This window comes from Glaciecola sp. 33A, from assembly GCF_002836745.1.
In the GTDB taxonomy this organism is placed as follows: domain Bacteria; phylum Pseudomonadota; class Gammaproteobacteria; order Enterobacterales; family Alteromonadaceae; genus Glaciecola.
In genome coordinates this window covers 632,785-657,296 of sequence record NZ_PJAR01000044.1, presented here as the reverse complement: position 1 = coordinate 657,296, position 24,512 = coordinate 632,785, and the positions used below count along the sequence as shown (strand labels likewise).

At 40.0% G+C, this 24,512-nt stretch carries 19 protein-coding genes and 2 pseudogenes; 10 read left to right on the top strand and 11 right to left on the bottom strand.

The genetic code is table 11. The features are described from left to right. Positions 1 to 663: 663 nt before the first annotated feature. Entirely contained in the window at positions 664 to 1,392 is a 729-nt protein-coding gene (locus CXF81_RS20425) for a PEP-CTERM sorting domain-containing protein (protein WP_232771998.1), read from the bottom strand. Positions 1,393 to 1,801: 409 nt separating this feature from the next. Between CXF81_RS20425 and CXF81_RS18930 the strand changes: the two are divergent. Next, positions 1,802 to 1,930, top strand: a pseudogene (locus tag CXF81_RS18930) (transposase); the annotation flags it as partial. 748 nt (positions 1,931 to 2,678) lie between these two features. Then, positions 2,679 to 4,586 (top strand): hypothetical protein, encoded by a 1,908-nt coding sequence (locus tag CXF81_RS18920; protein WP_101182953.1) that lies wholly within the window; start codon positions 2,679 to 2,681, stop codon positions 4,584 to 4,586. A gap of 269 nt (positions 4,587 to 4,855) precedes the next feature. On the opposite strand, the pseudogene CXF81_RS18915 reads toward CXF81_RS18920, so the two are convergent. After that, positions 4,856 to 5,353: pseudogene (locus CXF81_RS18915) on the bottom strand (DUF3087 family protein). Positions 5,354 to 5,941: 588 nt separating this feature from the next. On the opposite strand from CXF81_RS18915, the gene CXF81_RS20540 reads away from it, so the two are divergent. After that, positions 5,942 to 6,076, top strand: coding sequence for a hypothetical protein (locus CXF81_RS20540; RefSeq protein WP_255409475.1), 135 nt, complete (start codon positions 5,942 to 5,944; stop codon positions 6,074 to 6,076). Continuing rightward, positions 6,073 to 6,510 (top strand): hypothetical protein, encoded by a 438-nt coding sequence (locus CXF81_RS18910; RefSeq protein ID WP_101182952.1) that lies wholly within the window; start codon positions 6,073 to 6,075, stop codon positions 6,508 to 6,510. The genes CXF81_RS20540 and CXF81_RS18910 overlap by 4 nt, the downstream gene beginning before the upstream one ends. A gap of 1,724 nt (positions 6,511 to 8,234) precedes the next feature. Here CXF81_RS18910 and CXF81_RS18900 read toward each other — a convergent pair. Then, positions 8,235 to 8,522 carry a transcriptional regulator gene (locus CXF81_RS18900; RefSeq protein WP_101182951.1) on the bottom strand — a complete coding sequence of 96 codons (288 nt, stop codon included), beginning with the start codon at positions 8,520 to 8,522 and terminating at the stop codon, positions 8,235 to 8,237. After that, complete coding sequence (locus CXF81_RS18895) at positions 8,522 to 8,983, bottom strand: hypothetical protein (RefSeq protein WP_101182950.1); 462 nt, start codon at positions 8,981 to 8,983, stop codon at positions 8,522 to 8,524. The genes CXF81_RS18900 and CXF81_RS18895 overlap by 1 nt, the downstream gene beginning before the upstream one ends. Before the next feature lie 1,124 nt (positions 8,984 to 10,107). On the opposite strand from CXF81_RS18895, the gene CXF81_RS20125 reads away from it, so the two are divergent. Then, positions 10,108 to 10,335 (top strand): DDE-type integrase/transposase/recombinase, encoded by a 228-nt coding sequence (locus CXF81_RS20125; protein ID WP_232771997.1) that lies wholly within the window; start codon positions 10,108 to 10,110, stop codon positions 10,333 to 10,335. A gap of 433 nt (positions 10,336 to 10,768) precedes the next feature. Here the strand turns inward: CXF81_RS20125 and CXF81_RS18875 are convergent, their stop codons facing one another. The 5 genes from CXF81_RS18875 to CXF81_RS18860 form a co-directional block, all read right to left on the bottom strand. Then, positions 10,769 to 11,164 carry a diacylglycerol kinase gene (locus tag CXF81_RS18875; RefSeq protein WP_101182947.1) on the bottom strand — a complete coding sequence of 132 codons (396 nt, stop codon included), beginning with the start codon at positions 11,162 to 11,164 and terminating at the stop codon, positions 10,769 to 10,771. Further along, positions 11,154 to 12,818, bottom strand: a complete 1,665-nt coding sequence (locus CXF81_RS18870) for a phosphoethanolamine transferase (protein WP_101182946.1) — start codon at positions 12,816 to 12,818, stop codon at positions 11,154 to 11,156. Before CXF81_RS18870 ends, CXF81_RS18875 begins: the two co-directional genes overlap by 11 nt. A 12-nt stretch (positions 12,819 to 12,830) precedes the next feature. Continuing rightward, the gene (locus tag CXF81_RS18865; RefSeq protein WP_101182945.1) at positions 12,831 to 14,438 is read right to left on the bottom strand and encodes a hypothetical protein; all 1,608 of its coding nucleotides are present in this window, start codon (positions 14,436 to 14,438) and stop codon (positions 12,831 to 12,833) included. A 92-nt stretch (positions 14,439 to 14,530) separates the two neighbouring features. Next, on the bottom strand, positions 14,531 to 14,662 hold the full coding sequence (locus CXF81_RS20740) for a hypothetical protein (protein WP_157825590.1): 132 nt from the start codon (positions 14,660 to 14,662) through the stop codon (positions 14,531 to 14,533). Positions 14,663 to 14,741: 79 nt separating this feature from the next. After that, entirely contained in the window at positions 14,742 to 15,071 is a 330-nt protein-coding gene (locus CXF81_RS18860) for a hypothetical protein (RefSeq protein ID WP_101182944.1), read from the bottom strand. Positions 15,072 to 15,264: 193 nt separating this feature from the next. Between CXF81_RS18860 and CXF81_RS18855 the strand changes: the two genes are divergently transcribed. From CXF81_RS18855 to CXF81_RS18835, 5 genes are all read left to right on the top strand, one after another. Then, on the top strand, positions 15,265 to 16,011 hold the full coding sequence (locus CXF81_RS18855; RefSeq protein WP_101182943.1) for a glycosyltransferase family 2 protein: 747 nt from the start codon (positions 15,265 to 15,267) through the stop codon (positions 16,009 to 16,011). A 37-nt stretch (positions 16,012 to 16,048) separates the two neighbouring features. Then, positions 16,049 to 16,708, top strand: coding sequence for a TVP38/TMEM64 family protein (locus tag CXF81_RS18850; protein WP_232771996.1), 660 nt, complete (start codon positions 16,049 to 16,051; stop codon positions 16,706 to 16,708). Beyond that, the gene (locus CXF81_RS18845; protein ID WP_101182941.1) at positions 16,709 to 18,439 is read left to right on the top strand and encodes a glycosyltransferase family 39 protein; all 1,731 of its coding nucleotides are present in this window, start codon (positions 16,709 to 16,711) and stop codon (positions 18,437 to 18,439) included. A 441-nt stretch (positions 18,440 to 18,880) separates the two neighbouring features. After that, positions 18,881 to 19,252: a YajD family HNH nuclease gene (locus tag CXF81_RS18840; RefSeq protein WP_101182940.1), complete on the top strand. Its 372-nt coding sequence runs from the start codon at positions 18,881 to 18,883 to the stop codon at positions 19,250 to 19,252. A gap of 1,351 nt (positions 19,253 to 20,603) precedes the next feature. Then, complete coding sequence (locus CXF81_RS18835; protein ID WP_101183123.1) at positions 20,604 to 21,476, top strand: NAD(P)-dependent oxidoreductase; 873 nt, start codon at positions 20,604 to 20,606, stop codon at positions 21,474 to 21,476. A 142-nt stretch (positions 21,477 to 21,618) separates the two neighbouring features. Here CXF81_RS18835 and CXF81_RS18830 read toward each other — a convergent pair whose 3' ends face one another. Then, entirely contained in the window at positions 21,619 to 23,058 is a 1,440-nt protein-coding gene (locus CXF81_RS18830) for a GTPase/DUF3482 domain-containing protein (RefSeq protein WP_101182939.1), read from the bottom strand. Continuing rightward, the gene (locus tag CXF81_RS18825; protein ID WP_101182938.1) at positions 23,055 to 24,467 is read right to left on the bottom strand and encodes a DUF2868 domain-containing protein; all 1,413 of its coding nucleotides are present in this window, start codon (positions 24,465 to 24,467) and stop codon (positions 23,055 to 23,057) included. The genes CXF81_RS18830 and CXF81_RS18825 overlap by 4 nt, the downstream gene beginning before the upstream one ends. Between the last annotated feature and the right edge of the window lie 45 nt (positions 24,468 to 24,512).

Below are 24,512 nucleotides of genomic sequence, written 5' to 3'. Positions count from 1 at the left end.
ACAAATCAACCTTGATGAATTCAATAGTAAGCTATTGAAAAGGGTGGAGGAAAATATCTACTTTGCGAGAGTTCACTAGACTTTCCTGCGAGACACAAAGCAACTGCGTTAACGAAAAATATAATTTGGAGTTAGGAGAAAGAATGGCGTATTTCAATCTTCGATTCAAATCACGATACATCGAATCCTTATTACGGGGAAGAAGACCCAAGAGTATTCGGTGCAATATATTTGGGATGCGCAATGTCAAATACGACAAAAAGAGAAATTGTAACCTTGGCTAGAACAAGTCTACCCGATGAGGAAATATGGAAAGCAAGTCAAGACTCAATGATGTATCAACTAAACTTTAGGAGCGTTTTTTAAAAGTGTTTATTTGTATTAGCCTAGACTCAATTCGACCATTTTAAATTGAGAGCTGCGACTAATCTCCACTGTCTGCATTACGGCATAAGGGATCGTTGAGCACAGGTGCTACTTAGGGGGAACATCGTGATAAACGAACAAAACAAAATCACCTTCGTCGATTAACACGGCTTTATGCGCAAAAAGCACCTACCGAATTGGAAGATACTTATTGATGATTATCGACAACGTTGGCTTACACGGGTTTATTCAGGAATAATGTCGTTAAAACCAGATGTAGAGTGTGAGACGAACTTTTTAAGCTTGTTTCTTAAATCGACGTGAGGCTAAACCTATTATTCCTAATCCAAAAATAGCGAGTGTAGATGGTTCTACTACATTTATCGACGGGTTCGGTTGGACATCTATTGTCATCTTAGCTGACACTAGATAACCATCTCCTTCTATGTAAGTATGATAGCCTAAAATTCCTGTTGTTCGTAATGTTTGAGCTTGACCCGCAGAAACGCCGGTTGAAATCGTCCGGGAACCGCCGAAACCCTTATATTCATTAGTATATGCGATAGTGGCGTACCGGTCATTGGCAACTTGGCCGTCCCATGTTGCTACTCCAATGTATTGTTGTCCCATAGAATAATAATTTGATACCACTGTCTTCCATATATTATTTGCCGTGTCCCAGACGTGGAAATGCTCAATCTCGTCAACGTTCTGTGTGTATAGCCTTCTGTAGTATGCAGTGTATCCGGGCTGCTCGAACCAATAAAAGTAACTAGTCTGTATTAATTGGCTAGTTAAATCATTATCGTCGTCGCGAAAGTTAAATTCTAGGGATATGCTATTAATATCGTATGGATAATTGAATTCGTCTTCAGCTAAGTAAGAGTTGATGTCAAAACGCCCACTAATATACGAACCGTCGGCATATTTTTCGCCAATAATGTTATCGTCAAAAGTTATTAAATTCGCAGTTGCATTATGACATAAACATAAAATAATCAGGCTTATTACTATATTAATCTTCATGTTCTAAATCCCTTTTTAGTGCTCAATGATTGGCTCAAAATGGCCATTTATTAACTGAGGCAACGTATCCAACTGTGCATAATTCATGCCGTGAAATTTTTATTAATTAAAAACAGTAAGTTACTAAATCTAGTTTATTTGAAAATATCAATTGTGTAACAAAAGCCGACAGTGAAGTCACTTTAAGTGACACAATTGTTTAAATAATCTGCCCGTCCGTTATGGTTCTAAGGAGCTGAATAGTAGATAAATATTGACTGACAAGTGATACCGATTAACTCAATCAATGATAAATCAGCAATTTTAACGAAATGTCCATGAGTTAAAATTGTGTAAAGAAACCCGACAGTACGCTAGATCTTGAAAGTTCTGACTATAACTGTTATTGAGATACAACAGGAGGTGTTTCATGACAAAAGGTAAAAGTTATCAAAGATACTCAGCCGAGTTTAAACTTATGGCGTTACGCAAGGCTTCTGAAGATGCTGTTACTGCTAACAGTGTTTGCGAAGAACTAGGGACCAGTTTAACGCTTCTAATTGTCATCGCAAAATTTCTGGTTAATTGAAACCCTGCTTGGTTTACTATACGCCCACGTCTTATGTGCTATCGACCTATGACTATCTCAAAAAGTGTCAATATTCTGAACGAAAAATTCGTCTTTAACATGATATGTAGCTCATCTCTAGTATGTGCGGTCGTTCATCCACATCAACCAAATATGAAAGAGGTAACACGATGTATCAAATTACAGTTTATAGGCAAAAGAAACTTGGAATAAAAATAAGCTTGTTGGTCAAAAACACCCACGTAAACTTCAGCAAATCTGGGCTATTCGTATTCGACTTGAGCTAGCGGGTAATGTTAGAGACTTAGCATTATTTAACCTAGCTATTGACAGTAAGTTAAGAGCTTGTGACCTCGTTTCTCTGAGTCTACGTGGCGTTTTACATGGACTAAATGTGCAATCCAGAGCAATGGTAGTTCAATAAAAGACCGGGCAACCGGTTCAGTTTGAAATTACTAAAAACAGCGTGAATTGATTTCACAGTTTCCGTGATAATCTTAAGCCTTGATTGGCTCCAGTGAGGCAGAGAGGGGCCGGTGACTTTCGGTCTTAGAATTACTTCGCGAGGTTATTTACTGTTCGTATCTAAACTTCTTATAAAAGCGTATTACGTCCAGTATTCTTTCGCTATTACGCTACTTCGCTTGAAACTTTGTAATGGGTCACGTTAGTATGAACTCTCGTTGTTTTGCTTCTCGCACAAGGAACTGAGTGCTATATGAAAAACAAAGCGTTTATATTTATTGGGCTTGCTCTGCTAGTTGTTGCAGTCTATTTGTTTACACATTCAATGAGTTACTCAAGCAGCTCAATATCGAAGGTGAGCACGGGTGAAGACGATGCAGACATTAAACTCGTCAAACCCCATCAAGTCTCTTCTATTCAAGTGCCTGAGGCGAATTTACCTATATTTGAGAAAGTAGCTTCGCCCATTTCATCAATTTCTAAGGAGGAATGCGCCACTATTGACAGAAATGAAAGCCTGAATCTTGTACATAGACAAATAAATAAAGTTGCCGCTCAAGCCTACTTTGCGGGGAGCACAAAACAAGAGGTTGCGGATGGAATTTGGGCTCATTTGAGTTGGATGGACGCCAGCAAGTGGTATAACAAAGCGCTGGATTTTGAATTGCTAAATAGAGACCTACCCATATTTCATTCTTTACCTACGGCCAGTCGTTTAGTTTCTCTAATAGAAGATTATAATGCTCGTCTAGCGGCGGGCGAACAAATGAATTATATTATTGATTTATCGTCAGAAAAGCAGTCTTTGTGGAGTCATATCTCTTTAGAGCGAGCCAACCAAGCACTGCTAAGCGATGAACCTGTTGACAATGTGCTTGCGAAACTTAATGACGCCTTATTTGATGTACCCAATCAGTTGTTGACTAACACTCAAGTGAGCCCAATAAGCAGTCTTATCTCGTCTGCCGTGGCATCAAAACGAATTGATGTCGCCATTGCTTTACTAAACCAATATCCAAGCTTGGCTCGGTTTGCTAATCCATACGAACATCGGCTTCGTGCAAATGTGATTGCATCACTCAATTATGAATTAAACAATGAACAGCTAAAAAGGGATGCGGATAAGTTGCTTTCTATGCTCGACTTATATGACACTAGCCTAGCCTTTTATCAACTGCCAGGTTTTTTTGACAGGCGCCGTCTCAAAAATAAGCTAACTCAATTAAAAGAGCAAAACATCAATATCCCTTATCAAGTAATGAACGAAATCGATGCGCCCGAAACAGCCTTAGCGCTTTGGTATGACAAAGAATCTTATGAGCGTGTCGTCGCGAAAGAAACCGAATGCAATGCTAAGAAAAACTGGATGCAAGATAGAAATTTGACTTACACGCAGTGGCAAGAATTTGCACCTGATGACTTTGTCTCTGATGTTACAAATTCTTTTGAGTATAATTATTGCAGCATCAAAAGCGATGCATTTGGCTCTTTGCCTGACGTTGAAGCAATTCGAAGCAGCATTGCTTTAATTGAGAAAGACATGCAACTAAAGGGTAAAACCCTAGCTGAAGTTGAATTCAATGAAATAGACTTTCCTGCCTTAAGTGACGACCAGCGAACTATGTTAAGCGCAATTTTGACGAGAGACTTGCTAAGGACAAAAGCATTATCAGAACAAGAGGTAGTTCAAAAATTGAGTGAAGCCAATTTAAAGCCCCATACTGAGAACCTCGCAGTTTTGCGTCAAATCGCACTGTTTAACGGATTTTCTCTTTGGTTGGATGAAATAGACTTTAATGACATTCCCGAAAGCTATCTATTACTCAACACCTTGACTGAAAAAGGCAAATTTGAACTATACATTCAATTAAAGGATAAGATAGATAAGAGCGAGGAAAAGCACCTCGACCCTTTCTATTTTTTCATCAAAGGATACAGTTCACTTCGTAGTTCGGATGACTTCCTTAATTTTAACGTATCTTCAAATTCTGAATTCACTGAATACTTTCTACAAAAAGGCATAAGCGTATTGCAGCATCACTTGAGAGCCTCATACCGTTTAAAAGATAGGCTTGAAAGCGATTATGATGACTTAGTAAAAGACTTTCCACAGCTCGCCGTCACTCATAATGAAGACTACTTTTCTGTTAAATGCGATTAACAAATGCGTTTAAGTATGGCTCACACAGGCATATCGAATAACTACAGCAAACGCTTTTCATCTAGTGCATTTTAAGCGCCGCTAAATGGCGGCTTTTGGATGTGAGATCAATCGGTCTATGCAACGCTATACTAAAATAAAGCGGAGGCGTTACCATGAAACAGAGAAGAAGAATTTATTATAATGCACAACAACGTGCGTTAATTTGAGCGCGATATCAGCAAGGTGGATCTTCACATGATACAGCAAAGTTCTTTGATAGAGGCCATTCAAGCATACAGGGTATATTGGTCAAATCGAGCGGCATCAGGCCTCCAGTTTAAAAAAAGAGCCGCATCATCTTTAACGGCCCAAGAGCGGGAAGAAATTTCTCGCGGTATCTCATCGCAATTATCTATTCGCGAGATAGCCAAATAGCTATATTGCATGGCCAACATCGCATCCACATTGCGGGTCTCGGCGGCTTCTTTGAGCTTTCGCATTTTTCGGGTAATTTTATTCAGCGCTTGCTTTAATTCCCATACATAAACGACTTCGGTCATAAAAGGGTGGTTGCGATACTTGTTTAACACTCAGCCAATGCTTGCGCCCGTTACCACTACGGCAAGTAAGTTTCAATGAAAGTGATTGCCGCTTGGATCTGGAAATAGCGCAATAAGCGTTTGTGAAATAGCCAAGCTACCTACTACAAATGCACCGATACACGCTGCGATGACACGGCTTAAATGACGACGATAACGGGTTTTATCAATTTTGATGAGTTGCATAACTATCTGTAGCTGCCTTGTATAGAAGTTTAAAAAGGGCTAAAGCGCTAAAACGCCAATTAGGCTTTTGATCACCACGAGTGTCACTAAACAAAGCCGGAATCTAAATGCATTTTACGTCTTGCGTGAATATCTTCCTCGATTAATTAGTCTCTGTACGAACTAGTTTAATCCAAAATAGCGCTTCGTTTGTTATTGGGGAGGTCTGTGTGCAACTGCGGTAGTATCCGACGATAATAGAGTTTGAGATTTTTGGGTGCCCATATTGTCGTCCTGGCGAATGACGTTTAATGTCTTAAACGAGCGGCATTATTCCTTCGCAGGAATCGTGCACTCTTTGCCTATAATAGTCATCGTAATACTTGACTAAAGGAGTCGAACAGGTTCATCTGGTGGAAATTTTAGTGGATCAGGTTTCGCAAGTTCACAAATTAACTTGATATTGATTTTATTATACAAATAACATGTCCTTGTCGACTAAGCTTCTTTGGTCTGTAGTTAAATGTACACGCAAGTGTTAGCGTAACTTCATATAATTGGTGTAACGATTATTCGACACCTAACGCTTCACGGAACCAAGGAATTAATATGAAATTAAATAATAGTAAACTCATATTGTTGGTGCTTGCATTGGCATTATGCGGAGCGGCAATTGCCGACACCGAGCAAGACCAAAACATTAGTGTTACTGAACAGCAAGCGGCTCCTCTATTGTTAGCTTGACTGTTATATCACCAAACAAATATGACGAGCAGGTCGTTGAATATTTGCAGGAGCACCTGGATTTTCTTTCGCAGTGGTTACCACACGGGCAATCACTAGAAATTGATGTTACCAACATATCAATACCCTACCTAGAAACGCATGTGTACGACAAGACCAGAGTTAAAGGCAGTGATTCTGACTCTGGCCCTAACGGTCTCACTTACCGTGCTATTAATCTCAACGTACCAGGCAACAGATTGAGAAATAAATATCGTTTACGCTTTGATTACAAAATTTTGGATGCACAATGCAACTTAGTGAATGCTGACGATGCCAAGCTAGGCACATTCGATACCTACAGAGTTGATCGTGAAGAAGAGCCTTATTTTGAGCAAAAAGTGTTAATGAATAGGTGGTTTAGTAAAACGTTTGACATTAGATTTGAGGGTTAATTGGATTTAAGATATTACTAAATCGATGATAAAAAACGAGTGCTCTGTATGACACTCGTTTTTTGTTTTTGCCTAGCAGCATAAAGTAAACAAGCTTGTATAAATAAGTGACTATTCTTTTGCTTCTCTCAAGTCACTTAGCGCTATTTAACCTAGCTATTGACAGTAAGTTAAGAGCTTGTGACCTCGTTTCTCTGAGGCTACGTGACGTTGTACATGGACTAAATGTGCAATCCAGAGCAATGCTAGTTCAATAAAAGACCGGGCAACCGGTTCAGTTTGAAATTACTAAAAACACGCGTGAATTGATTTCACAGTTAATCCAACAATACCAATTGACGTCAAGTGATTACTTGTTCAAATCGAGAGTGAAAGCATCTGATCATTTATCAACTCGACAATATAGCCGGATTGTTGACCATTGGGTCGAATCGATATACTTAGACGCGACTCAATACGGCACGCATAAAATGAGGCGAACAAAACCTTCTCTTATTCACAAAAAGACAAAGAATCTATGAGCTTGCCAATGATTACTCGGTCATACAAAACTTGAAAGTACTGTTAGATATCTAGGTATAGAGGTTGATGATGCATTAGAGGTATCGGGGGGAATTGATTCTTAACAAAAGCCACTACATTGCACTTCTTCCATAAAAGTGCGATGTAGGTATCTAATGAACTTAACCATCTGGTTCGATATTTAGTAAATTGTTTTCGTCTTTGGCGATGAAACCATTCTTAATTCGACGTCTAGCCTTCAATTCGCCAAATTCTAGTTTTAAATCTTCTCACTCGCCTTCAAAGCTTTCAATAAAACCATCGACAAACAGTTTAAGCTCTTCATCAGTATAGGGTGTTTTACGGTCATAAGCGGAGTTCATCCAGTCAGGTTTATCAGATCTGCGTTTACGGTAATACCTTCACCCAAATCAGCTCCAATTGCCAGTACCACTGTTTGGAGCGCACATAATCAGAAGGACCTTTTAGCTCGCCTTTTACGGCAGTTCCTTGCACTTTTCAGTCGAACATTAACGCTGAAAATGAAAAACGTACGTCAGCTCACAAGCACTTGTGGCCTAATCATGTAAGGCGGTCTCACGGCAATAGGGGCCGTACGCCTTTCAAAATTGAGTGAGAAATCTTTGTCAATGATGGTCGTAGCGACGGATCGAAAAAACTGGTTTTGTTGCTACTATTTTTCGACCATAGCGGACGGTTGAGCACTCATAATGTCAGGAGATGCGACTTAGCTGACATAAGCGGAATCGCTTTTCCATCCCATCGTTGGGACCGCTTCGAGGGAACAACGGGCGGTGGGGTAGTTAATTTTCTAACCGCTTAAATACCAAATACGCGCTGAAAGCAGGCATCTAAGGGCGAAAATCGAGCGCCGCCTCAGACAAGTCTGTTTAAATAAAAGCAGTTCATCATCAAAAACAATATTCATAACTGGTTTGCACAACAGTGGGAGCCGCTTGTTTTGAATTCTGAATTATGGAGGCCGTGAAAACAGAAAGTAATAGACGGGAAATCGCCGATTTTCATTTTATGAAAAATGATGTTTTAGTTCATCTATGCTACCGCCATTATTTCCACGGCGGAGGTAGCATAGTTATTACTATTTAAATTATTACATCCCGTCGTAACAAGCATAAATATCCACCCGATATCTTTATGCTGAAAGTCCAGCGCTGCTAAATAGGGCAGACATTTGCCCTACACTACACATCAACAATACGCATCAACTCTTCCACGTGCCCTTTAAATGCTTTTCTACCAGCCTTAGTTAAATAAAGCCACGTACGTTGTCTGCCGTTAACTTTTTCTTTGCGTTGCTTGACGTATCCGGCGTCTTCCAGTTGCTTCACGTGTTTTGACAATACCGAATCGCTCACGCCCAATTGGTCACGAATTAACTGAAACTCGGCATCGTCAAGAGGCGACAACAACGAGCATATTTGCAGCCGGTTAGGGGCATGAATAATACTGTCAAACTGTGATTCACTCATTAACGCATACCCTGATCGATTTTGTTTTTGTATTCGTTACGTTCAGAGACACTTAGCCAATAAATCGTTAACCCTGCTATTACACCGGCAACCAATGGGCCAGCCAAAGTGTCATAGGAGGAGCGCATATAAATAGCGATGAATATCAAACCACACATGAAAGCGATTAGACCAACTAATGCAATGATGGTCTTTTTAACTTTTTTGATTGTCCGCGGTGATGATTTTGCTCTATTACGCTGCACCGCAAGGATTAGCGGTAAAGCAATAATTGGAAAAATATAATATTCACGTAGGCCAGCTCCAATTAAAAATACCAAAAGGCCTACAACTAAGGCAATTGAGATCCCAGACCATTTCGAAGGCATAGCCCGTTGCAATGCAATACCTTCTAAGTTTTTAATTGATTCGAGTGCGACTTTGGCTTCATCCGAATCTATCTTGTTTGTTTCATTTGTCATTATTACTACTCATTAGTTTCCAAGTCGGAAACTAATGTACAATTAACTTTCTATATTGGCAAGTCATTTCTTTCCATGATGGAAACAAATCTTGATTAGAGCAATCCAAATAGTAAAAAGTAGCTTGCCGATTAGCAAAAATTAATCTCTTCGAAAAACTAGCGTTACTGCCGCCAGCCATTCTTAATCGCGGACAAGTGAAAGCCCGTTTTCAGCTTTTAACAGGAAAAAGTCACTCTAATCATCGCGGATATTTCTGATTATTACATTACACAATGTAAAGGCTATTTTTGTAGTTTTACTGATTCACATGGTAAACGAGATCGTCAAAAAAAGTTTTTCGAACCACCGCTATGATCCGAAAATAGCTACGTCTGCATCATGCCCATTTAAGACCGTCGCTTAATTGCTCATTAGATTTCAACTAGCGTCTGGAGTAGGGGCCGAATATCTACCCACCACCAAAATTAAATGCAGATTAAAAGCCTGAGTGAGGACTTTCTATCGAACGGCTATTTTTGTGCGGCAGGGCCATTTTCTAAAAAGAATCGCGGAACTTTACGTTCGAAAAATCATATCAGAGGGGTTATACCAACGAAATATTGAAATCGATTTATTACATTACCGTTCTATGCATCTGGATTCGTTAAGTCGACAGCACTCTCAAGCCTGACCATACAATAAAGAAAGTAGAATTAGTTGGATAAATGTGACAACCCAAAAATATATCCCCCAAATCATTATTCTTATTCCGGTGCTTTCTATATTTTTTTTTCGATAGGTAATGAATAGTGCAATCAATGTTGAAATAAGCGCGATGCCGAATAAGTATAGATGCCAATACATTCTGATGTCAGATGCAAAAGCGATAGGGCTAAAAAGAACCATTAAAATGGCAACTAGCATTAATAAATTGGTATTGGACTTCATGTTACTTAAAAATTAATTAAAAATAGTTACAGTAAAATAAAGTGTAACTCGTTTTTATACAACAACTGTCGTGTTTTTTTACTTATGAAACGGCTAGAAATTAGTGTGATAAAACCACACGGCGTGACTGATTATTTGTGGTGGATAGAGAGAACACGTGCACTTTGGAGGGAAAATCCACTTAGCTTTTACATTTGGGTGATACTTGGTATCTTGATGAGGTATTCATCAAGATCAATGGTGTGCTGCATTACCTTTGGCGGGCTGCCGGCGAGGATGATGATGAAATCGATATTCTCGTTCAGAAACGTAAAGATAAACATGCAGGTAAGAAAGAACTGATGCCGTGTGTAGAACACTCAACCCAGCATTACGAAAACAACCGATGCGAGTTGCGTCTAAAATTTGGCATAGGCAGTTAAATCGTGGTTCTGTTCGTCCGAATTCGGTAACTTGACAGTACCGTAAGCAACTTGATTTGAAAGTGCATGGCGCTTTTGTCGATTGTATAGGTAAATTCAAGCTCGTTATTGACTTGTTGAAGCGTTCTTGGTTTAACCACATGGAAGACATTGGTTTGATTTTGATATAAGGGATGAACTTGTGCTTTTACATATCCTGACGTCCAAACAGCGGTCATTCCCAACAACAGAAATACTGATAATTTTTTTCTTAAATAACGGTAATAGGAACGAAATGTTCAATACAAAACCCACATGCATCGCTATTCTTTAGCCAATAATTGTTATAGTTAGCGGAAGGCTAACACTCTTATCTTAAGATTGGCTGAATTATTGCTGAATAAAAACTTATGCATATGAACGCTATCGTACCCGCATATGTGCACCTACCTGCCTATAAGAAGCAAATGCCAATCCATGTTAACGCTGCTAAAACGAGGCTGATTGAAACGGCGGCGGAGCCTAAATCTTTTGCTAAACCAGACAGCGGATTTAGTTCTACGCCAATCCTGTCTACAACCACCTCGATTGCGGTATTAATTATTTCTACTAACATGACGAAAAGTACAGTCGCTATTAAAATCAACTGCTCTTTGGGTGAAGCGTCAATGACAAAGGTAACGGGTATAGCAATGAGTAATGCAAGGGCTTCTTGCCTAAATGCAGACTCATTTTTTATTAGCCATTTAATGGCTCTGCCTGAGTTTTTTACGGCCAGATAAAGCCGTAGTAAACCTTTTGGTTTCGCGTTCACATTAGACGTTGAGTTTGTTGATGTTTTATTCTGCATAAGTGTCTCTATTTGCGAGGTTATGAGTCTGTCGGCAAAGGCTTAAGACATCTTGTTTAGCATTATAAGTGTTTGAATCAACAGACTGTATACCAAGCAGGATGTCAAAGAAGTTATCATGTGATATTGCTTGCGTGGCGATGGTATCAAGGCACTCTTGACTAACGATTTCATTTTGCTTGTTTTGCCAAAACAGCATCGGCACATGCGTTTGCTCTTTCGGTGCAAACGCATAGGGCAAGCCATGCAAATATATGCCATTTTCACCCAATGATTCACCATGATCAGAAACATAAAGCATCGCGGTATTCACTTGCTTACTATCAGACAAGGTTTGCAATCGTTGCGTAATTTTCGCTAATACAAAGTCAGTATATAAAATTGTATTGTCATAAGTGTTTATTAATTCTTCGCTAGTACAATGCTGTATATCACTGCGTTGACAATCAGGCGTAAAGGCTCGGTGTTCTGGTGGATAGCGCCGGAAATAGGTAGGACCATGTGAGCCCATCATGTGCAAAACGATGAGCGTATTTTTATCTGACTGTACTAAAAGTTGTTTATCTAGATATTCAAGCAAAATTTCATCTATACAATATTCTCCATCACACAATGGGCTTGACATGTTTTCATCTATGACGATTGACTCGACTCTTGCACATACGCCTTTGCAGCCTCCGTTATTGTTATCAATCCAAGTAACGTTAGTACCTGATAATTGTATGATATCCAGCACATTTTGCTGATAGCTCGCAACATATTTGTCATAGTTTTGTTTATTCAAACGAGAGAACATACACGGTACTGAAACCGCAGTCGCGGTGCCGCATGAAGAAACATTGGAGAATGAAACAACATTTGCGCCTTGCGTGTATTTATTGGTGGTTTTATCGTAGCCATTTAGCGAGAAGTTTTTGGCTCTTGCTGTTTCTCCGAGCACGACGACAGTGATGCTTCTTTTTGCTTGTTTGTTAACTAAAACTGGCTTTGCGTCGAGTATATGAAATTCTCGAGGCGAATTATTTAGGGCACGTTTGAGGTATTTATACGAAGATTCATACAATTTAAAGGGAGTTAAGTACGATGTTAGTTCTCGATTGTTTCTGCCAACAGCCGCGTAGTTTACGTAGAATAAACTCACTAATATAGATAGCAATAGTGTGGCAATCACGACCATTTTCAACCACCCAAAAGCACCTTTAACAATTGAATGGTCTGTTATTTTAGCGTAGTAAAGTAAGCTAGAGGGTAGAAGTCCAAATAATACAAAAAATAGCACTGCATACATATTGAAATAAGACATTACCTCTGCATGGTCAGTGTCTATCGTATTTTGGATCATGCCATAGTCAAAAATAATACCGTAATGATAAGTGCCATAAAACAAAAGCGATGAGAGACATACAGACGCAATCAGCATCGGTTTAAGCAACCGTTTAAAGGCAAAAAGACTATGAAAGAGAATGGTCAATAGTAATAGGACCAGTGGTACTGACAATAAAAACCAAATATTGTAATCGCTATTTGCAGTTACTATATTCCACACTTTAGTGAAAAATGGCAGATTAAGTACTAGTGCTATGTACGCTGATGTAAAAAGTATCAGTTGATTCGTGCTAAATGAACGGTTACGGATAGTGTTGATATATTTCATTATATTGATAGCTTAAAACGAATGTTTGGTGGTAATGCGAAACTCAATACCGTTTACGTTGGTGTCAGTAGACAGCGGTTTGACTAAATCAAGGTGAATAACCTGAGCATCACTGGAGTGAGTTGAGTAAAAACGAGCGCCAATGCCTACTGATGCCAAAACCGAGGTGTTAACGTTGGCCACGGGACTATTACCAAATGCCTTCCCTGCATCGATAAAAGCAGCGCCTCCAAGTTCAAACAGTTTGTAAATATTTATGTGAGGGTAGTAACGCGCCTCCAATGTAAATTGCGTTGTTCTTTCTCCATGCTGATAATTCAATGGATAACCGCGCACACCAGAGTCATCGCCCAAGGCGACGGGTGAGTCTAAAAAGGGGTGTTTACTTATCGTATTGGCATTTTTAAAGTAGCCTCCCCAATTATCATTAAACTTGTGAAAGTATTCGGTTGAAAAAGATAATTGCGTTCTGTCTTTACTGTCCGAATTTGAAATACGCTCGCCTTCAAAATGGCCGTCAAAAAACAAAAAACCATTGTCCGATGTTTGCAGACCCTTTGAGAAAGACATTTGCCATATAACAGCGGGGGATTGCATGGTATTTGCAAAGTCTCTGCCGATTAATCCAGATACATGCCACCCTAAGTTAAAATCTTCAATTTGGTTAATGAGATTGAAGTTAGATAGCTTTCGATAGTTTTTTTGTAGGTAGTCGATGCTGACGAAAGGGTATTGATAGTCTCGGTCTTCAGGTAAAAAACCAGATGACGCGATTGTAGGCAAAAGTATATTAGAGAATTGGTGTTTTTCTCTTATATAACCTATACCGTATCGTAAGGTTTCGTTGTCTGAATCGCTAAACAACCATTGCCATTGCGCAGTAGAATAAGATTTATCATGCTCATACTCCGCTACCGTCAACCCGTTTTGAAATTGACTATCAATTTGATTGAAGTTATCAAAACCCACTTTATAAGCTTGGCTAGTATCAAAACTAACAAAGTCTTTATTTAAGAAAAATGCTTGAGAGCTACCATCATCATTACTGCTAAGTTTAATACTCGCAGTCATATTTTCGTTCAGGAAAAGCGGAAATTGTGTGTCGAATTTGTAGCCAGTGCGTTGGTTATTACTAAAATATTCAAATTCAGCGTCAATGCCTAAGCCTAGCAAGTTCCGGTCTTTTATACCTATTGTGTATTTGTTTATCCCTCCCTTTCTTCCAAAGTCCACCGTTGGCATGAGCGACCAATTATCCCATGTTTCAACGTCTATTTTTTCGTCTTCGCCTTCGGTTATCCTGGCTTCGCGGATGTATTTTTGCTTGCGTAAATGACGCTCTAGTTCGTCAATGTCAGCCTGAGTGATGTCGCATTTTCGAATAAAGAATGCACTTTCATTGCCTAACGTTATATCTTTCGTTTTTATATGAAAAAAATTCGCCCAATAATGTACAAATATTGTGTCGGGGTCGTCTAAATCGAAAATGTCATTAGTCTTGAAACGAACCTTGGGCGTTTGATCACATTCATTATCATTTGCGCCGTTGTCAGCTAATACAATTTGGGGAACGAAAATACATGACGCTAATAGAATAATGGGGGAAATTTTAGGATTCATACACACACCTTGTTAAGTGTTTGTATGGTAGTAAATGAACCTTAAGAAAAGCTTACGGTGTACTGATTGTTTACTTAATATTAGCTATATATTTACCAAAACACTAATATTAGAAGCTGCAAAACTATTAGCAGTAATGAGCCAAATAAGTATCCGAATCTTAGTGTGCGATCAATATAGTCTGATATGACAGTACCTGCGATAGCGCTTGATGTGAGCGTCAGCCAATATAGGCCAGGTGTATATCGGGCTTTTAATTAGTACTGAAGGTGCTTACGTTATTATTAATAAAGCATAGTTGAGTTAAGTGTTATAAAAATCAAAAAGCCATCTCATTAAAACCCATAAGACAAAAAACCATATAATTATAAAAATTGATGCGGCTACATAACTGACTGGTTTATCAGCAGCCTGACCTACTTTGAGTTTCTGATGTTCGAAGGTTGTTGTTGAAAACAAATCCATGATGCCGGAATGTTCAAACACCTCTCCATTGCGCCAAAGTTGATAATATTCGGGGTCTGCTTTTCCTTCGCCCTCAAACTCAGGCATAAATTCACCCGCAAAATCGAATTCTACTCCTTCTGCATCTTCGTCAACTAATGTCGTTAGCAAGTTAGCCTTATTGTACATCGCTCTTTCAAACTCATAATGACCCAGTGCTGTTAATTTCCAGTATTGTGAACGAGTTAACTTAAGAACCGCTTAAGAGATACTGAATGTTTTCCAAGTTGGACAATTTTAAGGATATCTTAAGGGAACCTTAAGGTTATGTTATTAAGATAGGCGGTATTCAATGTAAATGTAAATCAATACAAAGTAATTTATGCAATTTCAAAGCACCTTTTTCAGTATTATTATCCCTGCTAAAAATGAAGCGGACAACGTTGACCCATTGGTGAATGAAATATTGACTCATTTGACCCCTAAACATCAATTTGAAATCATTTATGTTGATGATGGCAGTACTGATTTAACATCACAAAAAGTACTAGCGCTGATCCAGTTGCATCCGGACATAATAAGACTCATTCAGCATGAGCATTCTGCAGGACAAAGCACCGCCATTTTAACTGGTGTATCACAAGCATCTGGTGAGCTAATTGTAACGATAGACGCCGATGGACAAAACGACCCTGGCGATATTATTAATTTGTTGAGTATTGCTGAAACATTTCCCAAAACCTCACATTTTTGTATCGCGGGCTTTCGTAAACATCGTAAAGATACGGCTTGGAAGCGTTTTCAATCGCGCGTTGCTAATAAAGTCCGCTCTAAATTATTGGGTGATGACACACCTGATACAGGCTGTGGCTTGAAGGTTGTTCCGCGTCGTACTTTTTTAAAACTTCCTTATTTTGACCACATGCATCGTTATTTGCCCGCTTTGATTAAAAGATTGGGAGGCACAATAAAAATCGTTGAAGTTAAGCATCGAGATCGCCAACATGGAGAATCCAAATACGGTATGTGGGGCAGGCTGCTCGCCGGCTTAGTAGATATGCTAGGCGTCATTTGGTTACAAAAACGCAATAAAATACCCACTATAAAAGAGTGTTTTCCTGATGAGTAACACTGCGAGGTCGATATGGTACAAGCAAAGCCTAGCAATGGTAATGTTTTGTATTGTGATTGGCTACTTATTGACGCATGCAGACTTTATTTCATCGTTTAATCAGCAATGGATAGATAGGGATGTAAGAGGAAATGGACTTATTGGTGCTTTATATTTTTTTTGTATCGCTGCAGTTATCACAGCGTGTGGAGCACCGCGTCAAATCGTAGCTTTTTTAGGCGGCTACGCATATGGCTCAATTACTGGTTTATTGTTAGCAACTGTTGCAACTTTAGTAGGGTGCATTATCACTTTTTACATCTCTAAAATAGTTTTAAAGCCGATAATCAGAAAGAAGTTTCAAACACAATATCAACGGGTCAATGTGTTCTTGGCTGCACAACCAACGCGAAAAACGATTATTATCCGTCTGCTACCGCTTGGTAGTAATGTTTTAACCAACCTTGTTGCTGGCAGTACCAATGTTAAGTCCAAAGCTTTCTTTGTGGGATCTTTCATTGGCTATATTCCGCAAATGCTTATTTTCTGCTTGTTGGGAAAAGGTATGTTAGTTAACTCAGAATGGCAAATATTAGCGAGTGTAGTATTGCTTTTCGTATCTAGTTATTTAAGCTTTTCTTTATACAGGAAGCACAAACGTGGACTAGAAACAGACACGCGTATCACCGCTCGAAATGTAGCAGAGTCTCGTTAAATGAATACTTCAAATATAGAGTTAAGCCCTGTTGCAATTAAATGCATTGAGCAGTTAATTTCTTCTTTCAAGTCACTATTAATAGTCGCACTTATACTAATTTTCATTGGAATAGGGTTTCGGGATCCATGGCCAGCAGATGAACCTCGCTTTGCGCTCATTGCTAAAGAGATGGTAGAGACAGGGCACTGGTTCTTTCCCGCCCGAGCACAAGAGCTTTACCCTGATAAGCCGCCTATTTTTATGTGGTCTATTGCACTATTCTATTGGATAACAGGATCTTTACGAGTCTCTTTTTTGTTGCCCTCTGCATCAGCAGGATTGTTAACACTATTTTTGGTATACGATATAGCCAAGCGGTTATGGGATAAAAAGGTCGGGATTGCCGCTGGCTGGTTATTGCTGTTTAGTTTTCAGTTTTTACTGCAAACTAAAACGGCGCAAGTAGATGCTCTGGTATGTGCATTTATCACCATTGGCTGCTATGGAATATTGCGCTTTTGCTTGGTGGATGGTTTATATCGGTGGTATGCCTTAGCTTGGTTTTTCATGGGCATTGGTGTGATCACAAAAGGGGTCGGATTTTTACCGCTATTGATGCTAATTCCTTATGCAGCTTTGCGATTAATGTCGCCAGAGCGCAACAAAATTACAAAGTGTCATTGGTCTGCTTGGGCGGCAGGCCCATTAATCATGTTATTCGCAATTGGTTTATGGGTACTACCAATGCTGCTGATCGTGAATGCCTCAGATAACGCAGCCTATGAGTTATATCGAGATAATATTCTTTTTAGGCAAACCGTAACACGCTACGCCGACTCATGGCATCATCTAAAACCTGCTTGGTACTATATTGTCTCGGTTATTCCTCTATTTTGGTTGCCTTTGAGTCTAACTATTCCTTGGCTTGTAAAGCCTTGGATTGAAGCAATTAATCGATTAGATGGCCGCATTGTTCTGCCTATTGGTTGGGTCTTGCTGGTTATATTGTTCTTCAGTGCTAGTCCAGGTAAACGCGGTGTCTACATTCTTCCAGCACTGCCGATGCTTGCGCTCGCTATAGCGCCTTACTACCACTTACTACTACAGTCAAAAACACTCAAAAATATATTGTTGGGACTGAGCTTTTTCTTAGCTGGCGGCCTCATCATTGTTTCAGTTTTGGGTCTAGTTGATTTCCAGGTGTTGTCTAAGTTAACCCAAAAATTGGATATTGAGCCGTGGTTTTTATTTCTTGGGATTGGATTGTGTAGCATTATTGGCATATTTATATTGAAAGGATTTTCAACCTGGGTTGCCTGGCCAATTTTTTTTAGTGCGCTTTGGATTGGTTATAGTACCTATGGCTACCATCTACGAAACGATATTAGTACACCAAAGAATATTTATATTAAGGCGCAGGAAATGATTGATCGCGATTCGCATATTGCGCTTATTGATTTTTCTGAACAGTTCATCTTATTTTCGCCATATCCTATTGTACATTTTGGTTATAACACGCTGCTTGAAGAACAGTTAGCAGCAGCTTATCAGTGGCAGCGGCTAGAAAAGCAGTACATTCTCATTGAAGATATTCAAATCTATAAAGCGTGTTTTCAACTTGAAAAAGCAATTGATCTTGGGTTCGCGCATAGAAGACATTGGGTGCTGTTACCGACCAGTGCTAAAAAAACTAATTGTGATTACCAGGAGTCAAATTTGCCGGTATATCGGTATAATAGTTCAATGTAAAAGTTAAAAATGGGCGCGTTGTTAATTCATTTTTACGCTAGATGCGACTAATTTTGTCACCAATGTCGCAAAATTCGCCTAAATTCAATCATCAAAATTTTCCTGAAAACTGATCTAGTTTAACTGACACAAGCTTGTAGTGGATTTTTCTGAAGGACTTAATTATTGGCTTTGCAGGTTTTTGATCTCAACAAGCATATTTTCGCATAACTTTTGTTGTTCATGAATGGTGGTCATGCATACCTTAATGCCAGAAATATAATAGTGTTAACAAGCCACCCATAACAATACAACAAAGAGGTCAGAATTTTTAACCTCGACTCTGGCAGATCAAAAGGTAAAATCGACTCACCTTATGAAGTGAAAAACTCAATTTGTTGTATATAACGCTGTTACTATGGGTGTTCCAATAAATGGTCAGTTATTTTAAGTGAAAATCACATGTCGAATCAAAAAGCTGGGGCAGGCGGTTATGATAAAGTGTTCGCCGAGCAGCAAGAATACATAGCCAAACGTGCATCGGGTTATCGTGAACAAGCCATTAAGATATATCCTTGGATCTGTGGCCGTTGTCGCCGTGAGTTTACCCATAGAAACCTCTCGGAGTTAACGGTACATCACGTCGATCATAACCATGGTAATAATCCCAGTGATGGCAGTAACTGGGAACTGCTGTGTTTGTATTGTCATGATGAAGAGCATTCTAAGTTTGAAAATTTTGTACGTTACGGTAGTACCCAGGATACTGAAATCGAAACAAGCACGTACAATCCATTTGCCGATCTAAAAGACCGAATGAAGCAAAAAAAGTAGGTAACATGAGACACTCTCCATCGCTTAATTGTTCATTCGATTTCAACGAGTCCGGAGTAGGGCGGGAATATCTACCCGCCATCAAAATTAAATTTAGATTTAAATTTAGATTAAAAGCCTGAGCGAGTACTTTCTACCGAAAGACTATTTTTGTGCGCGAGAACCATTTTCTAAAAATGTTCGCATAACTTTACACCACGAAAATTATAGCAGCGCTTTTGCACTAACGAAATATTGAAATAGACTCATCACATTACCGGTAACACTTAACAGTTGCTGTCAGCATAAATAGTTTGTAGGCAGCGTTGAACATTTGCGATACGGTTTAAAAAAATAGTTTGACGACTTCAGAATTAAAAAAGCGCGAAGCGAACAATTAAAAAGAGTCATCACATATTTTTTGAGTTCAATTTAAACAAGATGAATCAAAGCTGCCGCGAAATTATTCAACATAATCCCAATACACAATGACCCAAATTCTTTTGCACTTTAGATAACTCAACCGTTTCTAGTATTAACAATAATAGAAAGCAAAGCTTACAGATGAATTAACGGGTCCCGTTTTAATTAGCAACGCCACTGCGCCGACAAACCGATGTGAGAAACAGAGGAGCATATCTTTTATTGTTACCACGTCGCTGAAGTGGTGAGGGCGGTACAAATTATAATTTCACCGTTTTACACAACAAAGCAAAAATTCCAGCTTCGCTAGAACACGATTCCAGATTTAGAATAGAAACGACAAGGCCTGTGAATAACATTGTGTGTATATTATCAATTTAACATAATATACATTATGCGCAATTGTGTATTATTATCCAGAATAGTGGATAAGTGTATTTTGTGTCTAATTTACGAATTTAAGATGATTTAAAATGACGCTTCTACGTTCATTAAACCGTACGATCACCCTGGATCTATCATTCTGTTTAATCTAAGACACCAAAACTTCAATACCTTAGAAATAAAATTTAATGTAACCGTCTGTATTTATTAAAGTTTAAATATTTAAAGAACAATTTTGAATGATCTAGCTTGTTGACTACCTTGGGTTCTACAATAAAAGTAATAAAATATATTCCGCTAATAAATATCCTTAGACAAATTCCTGGTCAGTTGCTGTGAGCATCTTCGATCACTTTTCTTTATGGATACTTGTTGTCACATTATTAAATATGTATTCGTTTGGCAGATACTATTAATTCATTTTACCAAAATGCATTTGGTGCCATATGATAGCAACATGCTGATCCGTTTAATAAGCTGAAAGACTCACCAATAATAGATACTATGGGCAAACTGAAGACAAATAAGTAAAGTGGCCAATGCCGCTATTTAACGAGGATTAATGATGAGTATCAATGTTGCATTTATTGGGTTGGGCGCTATGGGCTATCCGATGGCCGGTCATTTATCAAATGCCGGATTTAACACCACTGTCTACAATCGCACAGTCGCAACCGCAACTAGTTGGGTCAATGAATATGCCAATGGAGCATTAAAAATAACGCCACGATTAGCCGCAGTAGATGCAAAAGTAGTTTTGCTGTGTGTCGGCAACGACGATGATGTTAGGTCTGTAGTGTATGGAGAAGATGGTGTTTTAGCGGGCATGTCTGCTGGTGATATACTCATTGACCACACCACTACTTCCGCAGAGCTTGCTCGCGAATTGTTTAAAGCAGCTAACGATTTGGGAATACAATTCTTAGATGCGCCGGTCTCAGGTGGCCAGGCTGGGGCTCAAAACGGGAAGTTGACGGTAATGCTTGGCGGCAATAAGGAGACATATGATGCGGTTATTACATTGTTGAATTGTTATTCACAAAAGCATCAATTAATGGGGTCAAGTGGCAGTGGTCAATTAACTAAAATGGTTAATCAAATTTGTATTGCGGGCGTGGTACAAGGATTATCAGAAGCACTTCATTTTGCTGGTAAAGCTGGACTTGATCCTACGCAGGTTGTCGATGTTATATCTAAGGGTGCTGCGCAATCGTGGCAAATGGAAAATAGGTCAAGCACCATGATTAAAGGCGAATTCGACTTTGGTTTTGCTGTTGATTGGATGAGAAAGGATTTAGGCATTGTATTAGATGAAGCAAAAACTAACGGTGCAAACTTGCCTATCACCGCATTGGTTGATCAGTTTTATGGTCAAGTACAAGCCAACGGTGGCAGACGCTTTGACACATCGAGCTTAATTACACTACTCAATAAATAGTCTATTTCTTAAACTATGCAGCACAAATATGGCCCCTAATAAAAGTGTTCGGGGCCTACTGTTGAAAATATCTATCGCGGTAGCTCAAGCGGCAAGATACCTCCAGAGGTCCTTCGACTTTCATTTTGGCGTAAAATCATAATTATAATAAGATATCGGGTTTTGTGAGCCATTCTTCATACACCGCCATGCATTTCTCTAGCGCCTGATGGAATTTATTCTGTAGGCTGTCATCTAAGTTCTGTTGTTTGCGGCTTTTATCCAAGGCTTTCTGAATGATTTTGCGGCTTTCTTTATCTAAGCCTTCTATCCAATGATTATCGGCGGGAATCAAATCAAGCATATCCCTTCCCGCATGATTGCGATGACTGATATGCCACCAGTGATCAACGGCACGCCCTAAAACCACATAAGCAAATTGGCTGTCTTGTACGGGACCAAACGTGGCCGTTTTGAGGCCGTTGTTAAGCAGCCCAATTTTTAGCACTGGTAATAGCAATTTGCCGCCATAGTAATAACTTCCTGCAGCACCGAGTAAACCACCTAAAAGCGCTCCGGTGCCAAACGATGAGCCAAAAGTCAACGCGTCTATACCAACACCGCTTAGCGCACCAGCACCAAATCCTGCAGTAGCTAAGTATCGTTTACTTACCGCCCATTGATTGCGGCTATTCTCTGAAAAAAGGTCATTATCGCTGTGCCATTGAAGTTCAGCCTCTTGCCTGCGAATACGCTGATGTTGATATAAATGCTCAATGTCTATCCGAAGCGTTTGTTCACGCATCCGTTGCCGCTGGTACCAACTTGTCTTTAATTCTTGTGCAAGACTATTGTCGATTGCGCTTGTGGATTGATTATTTGCTAAGGTACGCTTTACTGCATAAAACATCATATCTGTTAACGCTTTAGCGATAATACCAGCCGATTGAGATTGTCTTTGCTGACGCTGTTTAGATAGAAACTGTGTGGCATTTTCCAGTGTTTTTTCCCACTCAGGTTCCAACTGCCCAAATGCACGCAACAGGCTTAAGTGCTTTTCAAATGGCGCTCGCACAGCGTCAAACTTTCGCACTACTTGGAAAAACTGACCTAATGCTGCCTGCCAAGTATCACTGTAATCGTCGGCACCAATGGTATTGATTAACGCTAAGCTAGGCCTACCGCTCCATCGTAAAATAGTCATTTCAGCCTCGTGCTCAGCGCTATAAGGCACAGAGCCATCGACTACATAAATAATCCCTGCGCCGTCAATTAATGGCGTAAGCAACTCACATTCGTCATTAAAGCGCTCGTCACTTTTATGCTGTACCACAAATGCTCGAAGCGTTTCGCTATGATCTGACGCAGACACACTGTGAGCTTCTAGCCACTCTAATACACGCCTAGGTCGCTGAAAACCGGGGGTGTCTATCAAAGTATAAAGCGTTTTTCCATCAACTTTTAATGGATAAGCTTGCCGTGCTCGAGTGGTCCCCGGTTCTAACGCAATTGCAATGGCATCGTTTTGCGATAGCGTAGCGACTATGCTAGATTTTCCTTTATTTGGATGGCCTACCACAGCAAAGTTGGGTGCACTTTTCATATTCTAGGTCCCTCCTGAATACTGCTACTAAGGTGATCTAAACTCATCATACTTACCGATACAAACTTTGCTGGAATGCGATAAGCAAACCTCAGCCACGGCAGCAGTTGATGCTGCTCTGGTTGCAGTGCGGTGTTAATAGCTAGCGGCACTAATACTAATCGAGCACCTTTTGGCCAACGCTCTTGCGCTTTAGCAATGAAGTCTTCCAACTCACCAGTAGGCGGTTCCCAACTGCGTGTAGCTAATAGCACGCAACGATTCGATTCCTGTGCAAGTTTTATCGCCACTTGCTCCAAGGTACGTTGATCCTCTGACAATTTTACTCTTCCGCCTATTTTTGCCTGCATACTTTTTGAATGAGTAAGATATGTTGGCAGTGCTGAGTCGCCAGCCCCTGCCCAACTCAACAAAATACTGGCTTTTGGCAACGGTGTGAGCGCAAATTGAGTTTTAATATCAGGCAAGTCTAACGCATCGTTGTGTTTATTACCGGTGTCGAGCGTTTCAGTTTCCATGCGATACATCAATTCGCGCATTGCTGGGTGCTTGCCTAGTAATTGCCGCGACTTACGTCGGATCAAGACTCCAGCTACCCAACATAAAATTAAACGGGGTAGCAGTACCCATGTTGTCCAAAGCATAGTAATAAAAGGCCACCATTGGCCCCATAGCGCAGGGTCTGTATCACCTTGAATGCCACTAGCCCGAAAGAAACGAGTGGATTCTACCAATCCTAGTTCAGGCGCAGCCGCCGGCCAAAGCCAAGCCCAGGGCGCTGAAATCACAGCAATAATTGCATGATAAGAACCAGCATCAGTCTCCAATGTTGTACTCCAGCCGAACGCAAGATCTTGCAGTAACACCATAACTAATAGGCTGATTAAGCCTGCTAATGCGAAGCACGAGCCTCCCATGTGTGCTGATCGTGCCATCAGCACTGGCTGAACATGTGATACGACTTCTGACTGCGAATGGCTGCCAAAACCTTGCAGTAAGGACCGCCATGGTTGCCATCCGACCAATGATTGAACGGTAGTGATCAGCGCCAATAAGAGCTGAAAAGCGACAAAGGCAATAATAACCGTAATGTTAATACGCTGACCGCCATCATAAAACAGTAAAGCGAGCATGCTCAATAGGCCAAATAGTGCGCCTGCAGTAACAAAACCATTGTCAACTCTGCGCCAGAAACGCAGCAGTTTGGTTGATTGATTTAATTCAGGATCTGAGTTGCTAAAACGATTTATATAGGCAATCCAACGTTGAGGGCTGGGTCTTACCCCCTGCTCTTCACAGGTAAGAGCAAACTTGCGATCGCGCCTGTGCAGAAATACTGAAGACTGCCCGCTATCTCTTTGGGCGCAGCCATCAAAATCTAGCAGCAGGCGAAGACAGCGATCTGTCATTATTTATTCCGATAATCAATTCAGCATTTGCGGGAGTTGAAGAAT

Excerpts from the sequence above, each read along its gene's own strand:
- CXF81_RS18875 (WP_101182947.1), bottom strand. The coding sequence starts at position 11,164 with ATGCAGAATAAAACATCAACAAACTCAACGTCTAATGTGAACGCGAAA.
- CXF81_RS18865 (WP_101182945.1), bottom strand. The coding sequence starts at position 14,438 with ATGAATCCTAAAATTTCCCCCATTATTCTATTAGCGTCATGTATTTTC.
- CXF81_RS18840 (WP_101182940.1), top strand. The coding sequence starts at position 18,881 with ATGTCGAATCAAAAAGCTGGGGCAGGCGGTTATGATAAAGTGTTCGCC.
- CXF81_RS18855 (WP_101182943.1), top strand. The coding sequence starts at position 15,265 with ATGCAATTTCAAAGCACCTTTTTCAGTATTATTATCCCTGCTAAAAAT.
- CXF81_RS18835 (WP_101183123.1), top strand. The coding sequence starts at position 20,604 with ATGAGTATCAATGTTGCATTTATTGGGTTGGGCGCTATGGGCTATCCG.
- CXF81_RS18860 (WP_101182944.1), bottom strand. The coding sequence starts at position 15,071 with ATGTACAATAAGGCTAACTTGCTAACGACATTAGTTGACGAAGATGCA.
- CXF81_RS20425 (WP_232771998.1), bottom strand. The coding sequence starts at position 1,392 with ATGAAGATTAATATAGTAATAAGCCTGATTATTTTATGTTTATGTCAT.
- CXF81_RS18850 (WP_232771996.1), top strand. The coding sequence starts at position 16,049 with ATGGTAATGTTTTGTATTGTGATTGGCTACTTATTGACGCATGCAGAC.
- CXF81_RS18845 (WP_101182941.1), top strand. The coding sequence starts at position 16,709 with ATGAATACTTCAAATATAGAGTTAAGCCCTGTTGCAATTAAATGCATT.
- CXF81_RS18830 (WP_101182939.1), bottom strand. The coding sequence starts at position 23,058 with ATGAAAAGTGCACCCAACTTTGCTGTGGTAGGCCATCCAAATAAAGGA.
- CXF81_RS20540 (WP_255409475.1), top strand. The coding sequence starts at position 5,942 with ATGAAATTAAATAATAGTAAACTCATATTGTTGGTGCTTGCATTGGCA.
- CXF81_RS18825 (WP_101182938.1), bottom strand. The coding sequence starts at position 24,467 with ATGACAGATCGCTGTCTTCGCCTGCTGCTAGATTTTGATGGCTGCGCC.
- CXF81_RS18900 (WP_101182951.1), bottom strand. The coding sequence starts at position 8,522 with ATGAGTGAATCACAGTTTGACAGTATTATTCATGCCCCTAACCGGCTG.
- CXF81_RS18870 (WP_101182946.1), bottom strand. The coding sequence starts at position 12,818 with ATGAAATATATCAACACTATCCGTAACCGTTCATTTAGCACGAATCAA.
- CXF81_RS18920 (WP_101182953.1), top strand. The coding sequence starts at position 2,679 with ATGAAAAACAAAGCGTTTATATTTATTGGGCTTGCTCTGCTAGTTGTT.
- CXF81_RS18895 (WP_101182950.1), bottom strand. The coding sequence starts at position 8,983 with ATGACAAATGAAACAAACAAGATAGATTCGGATGAAGCCAAAGTCGCA.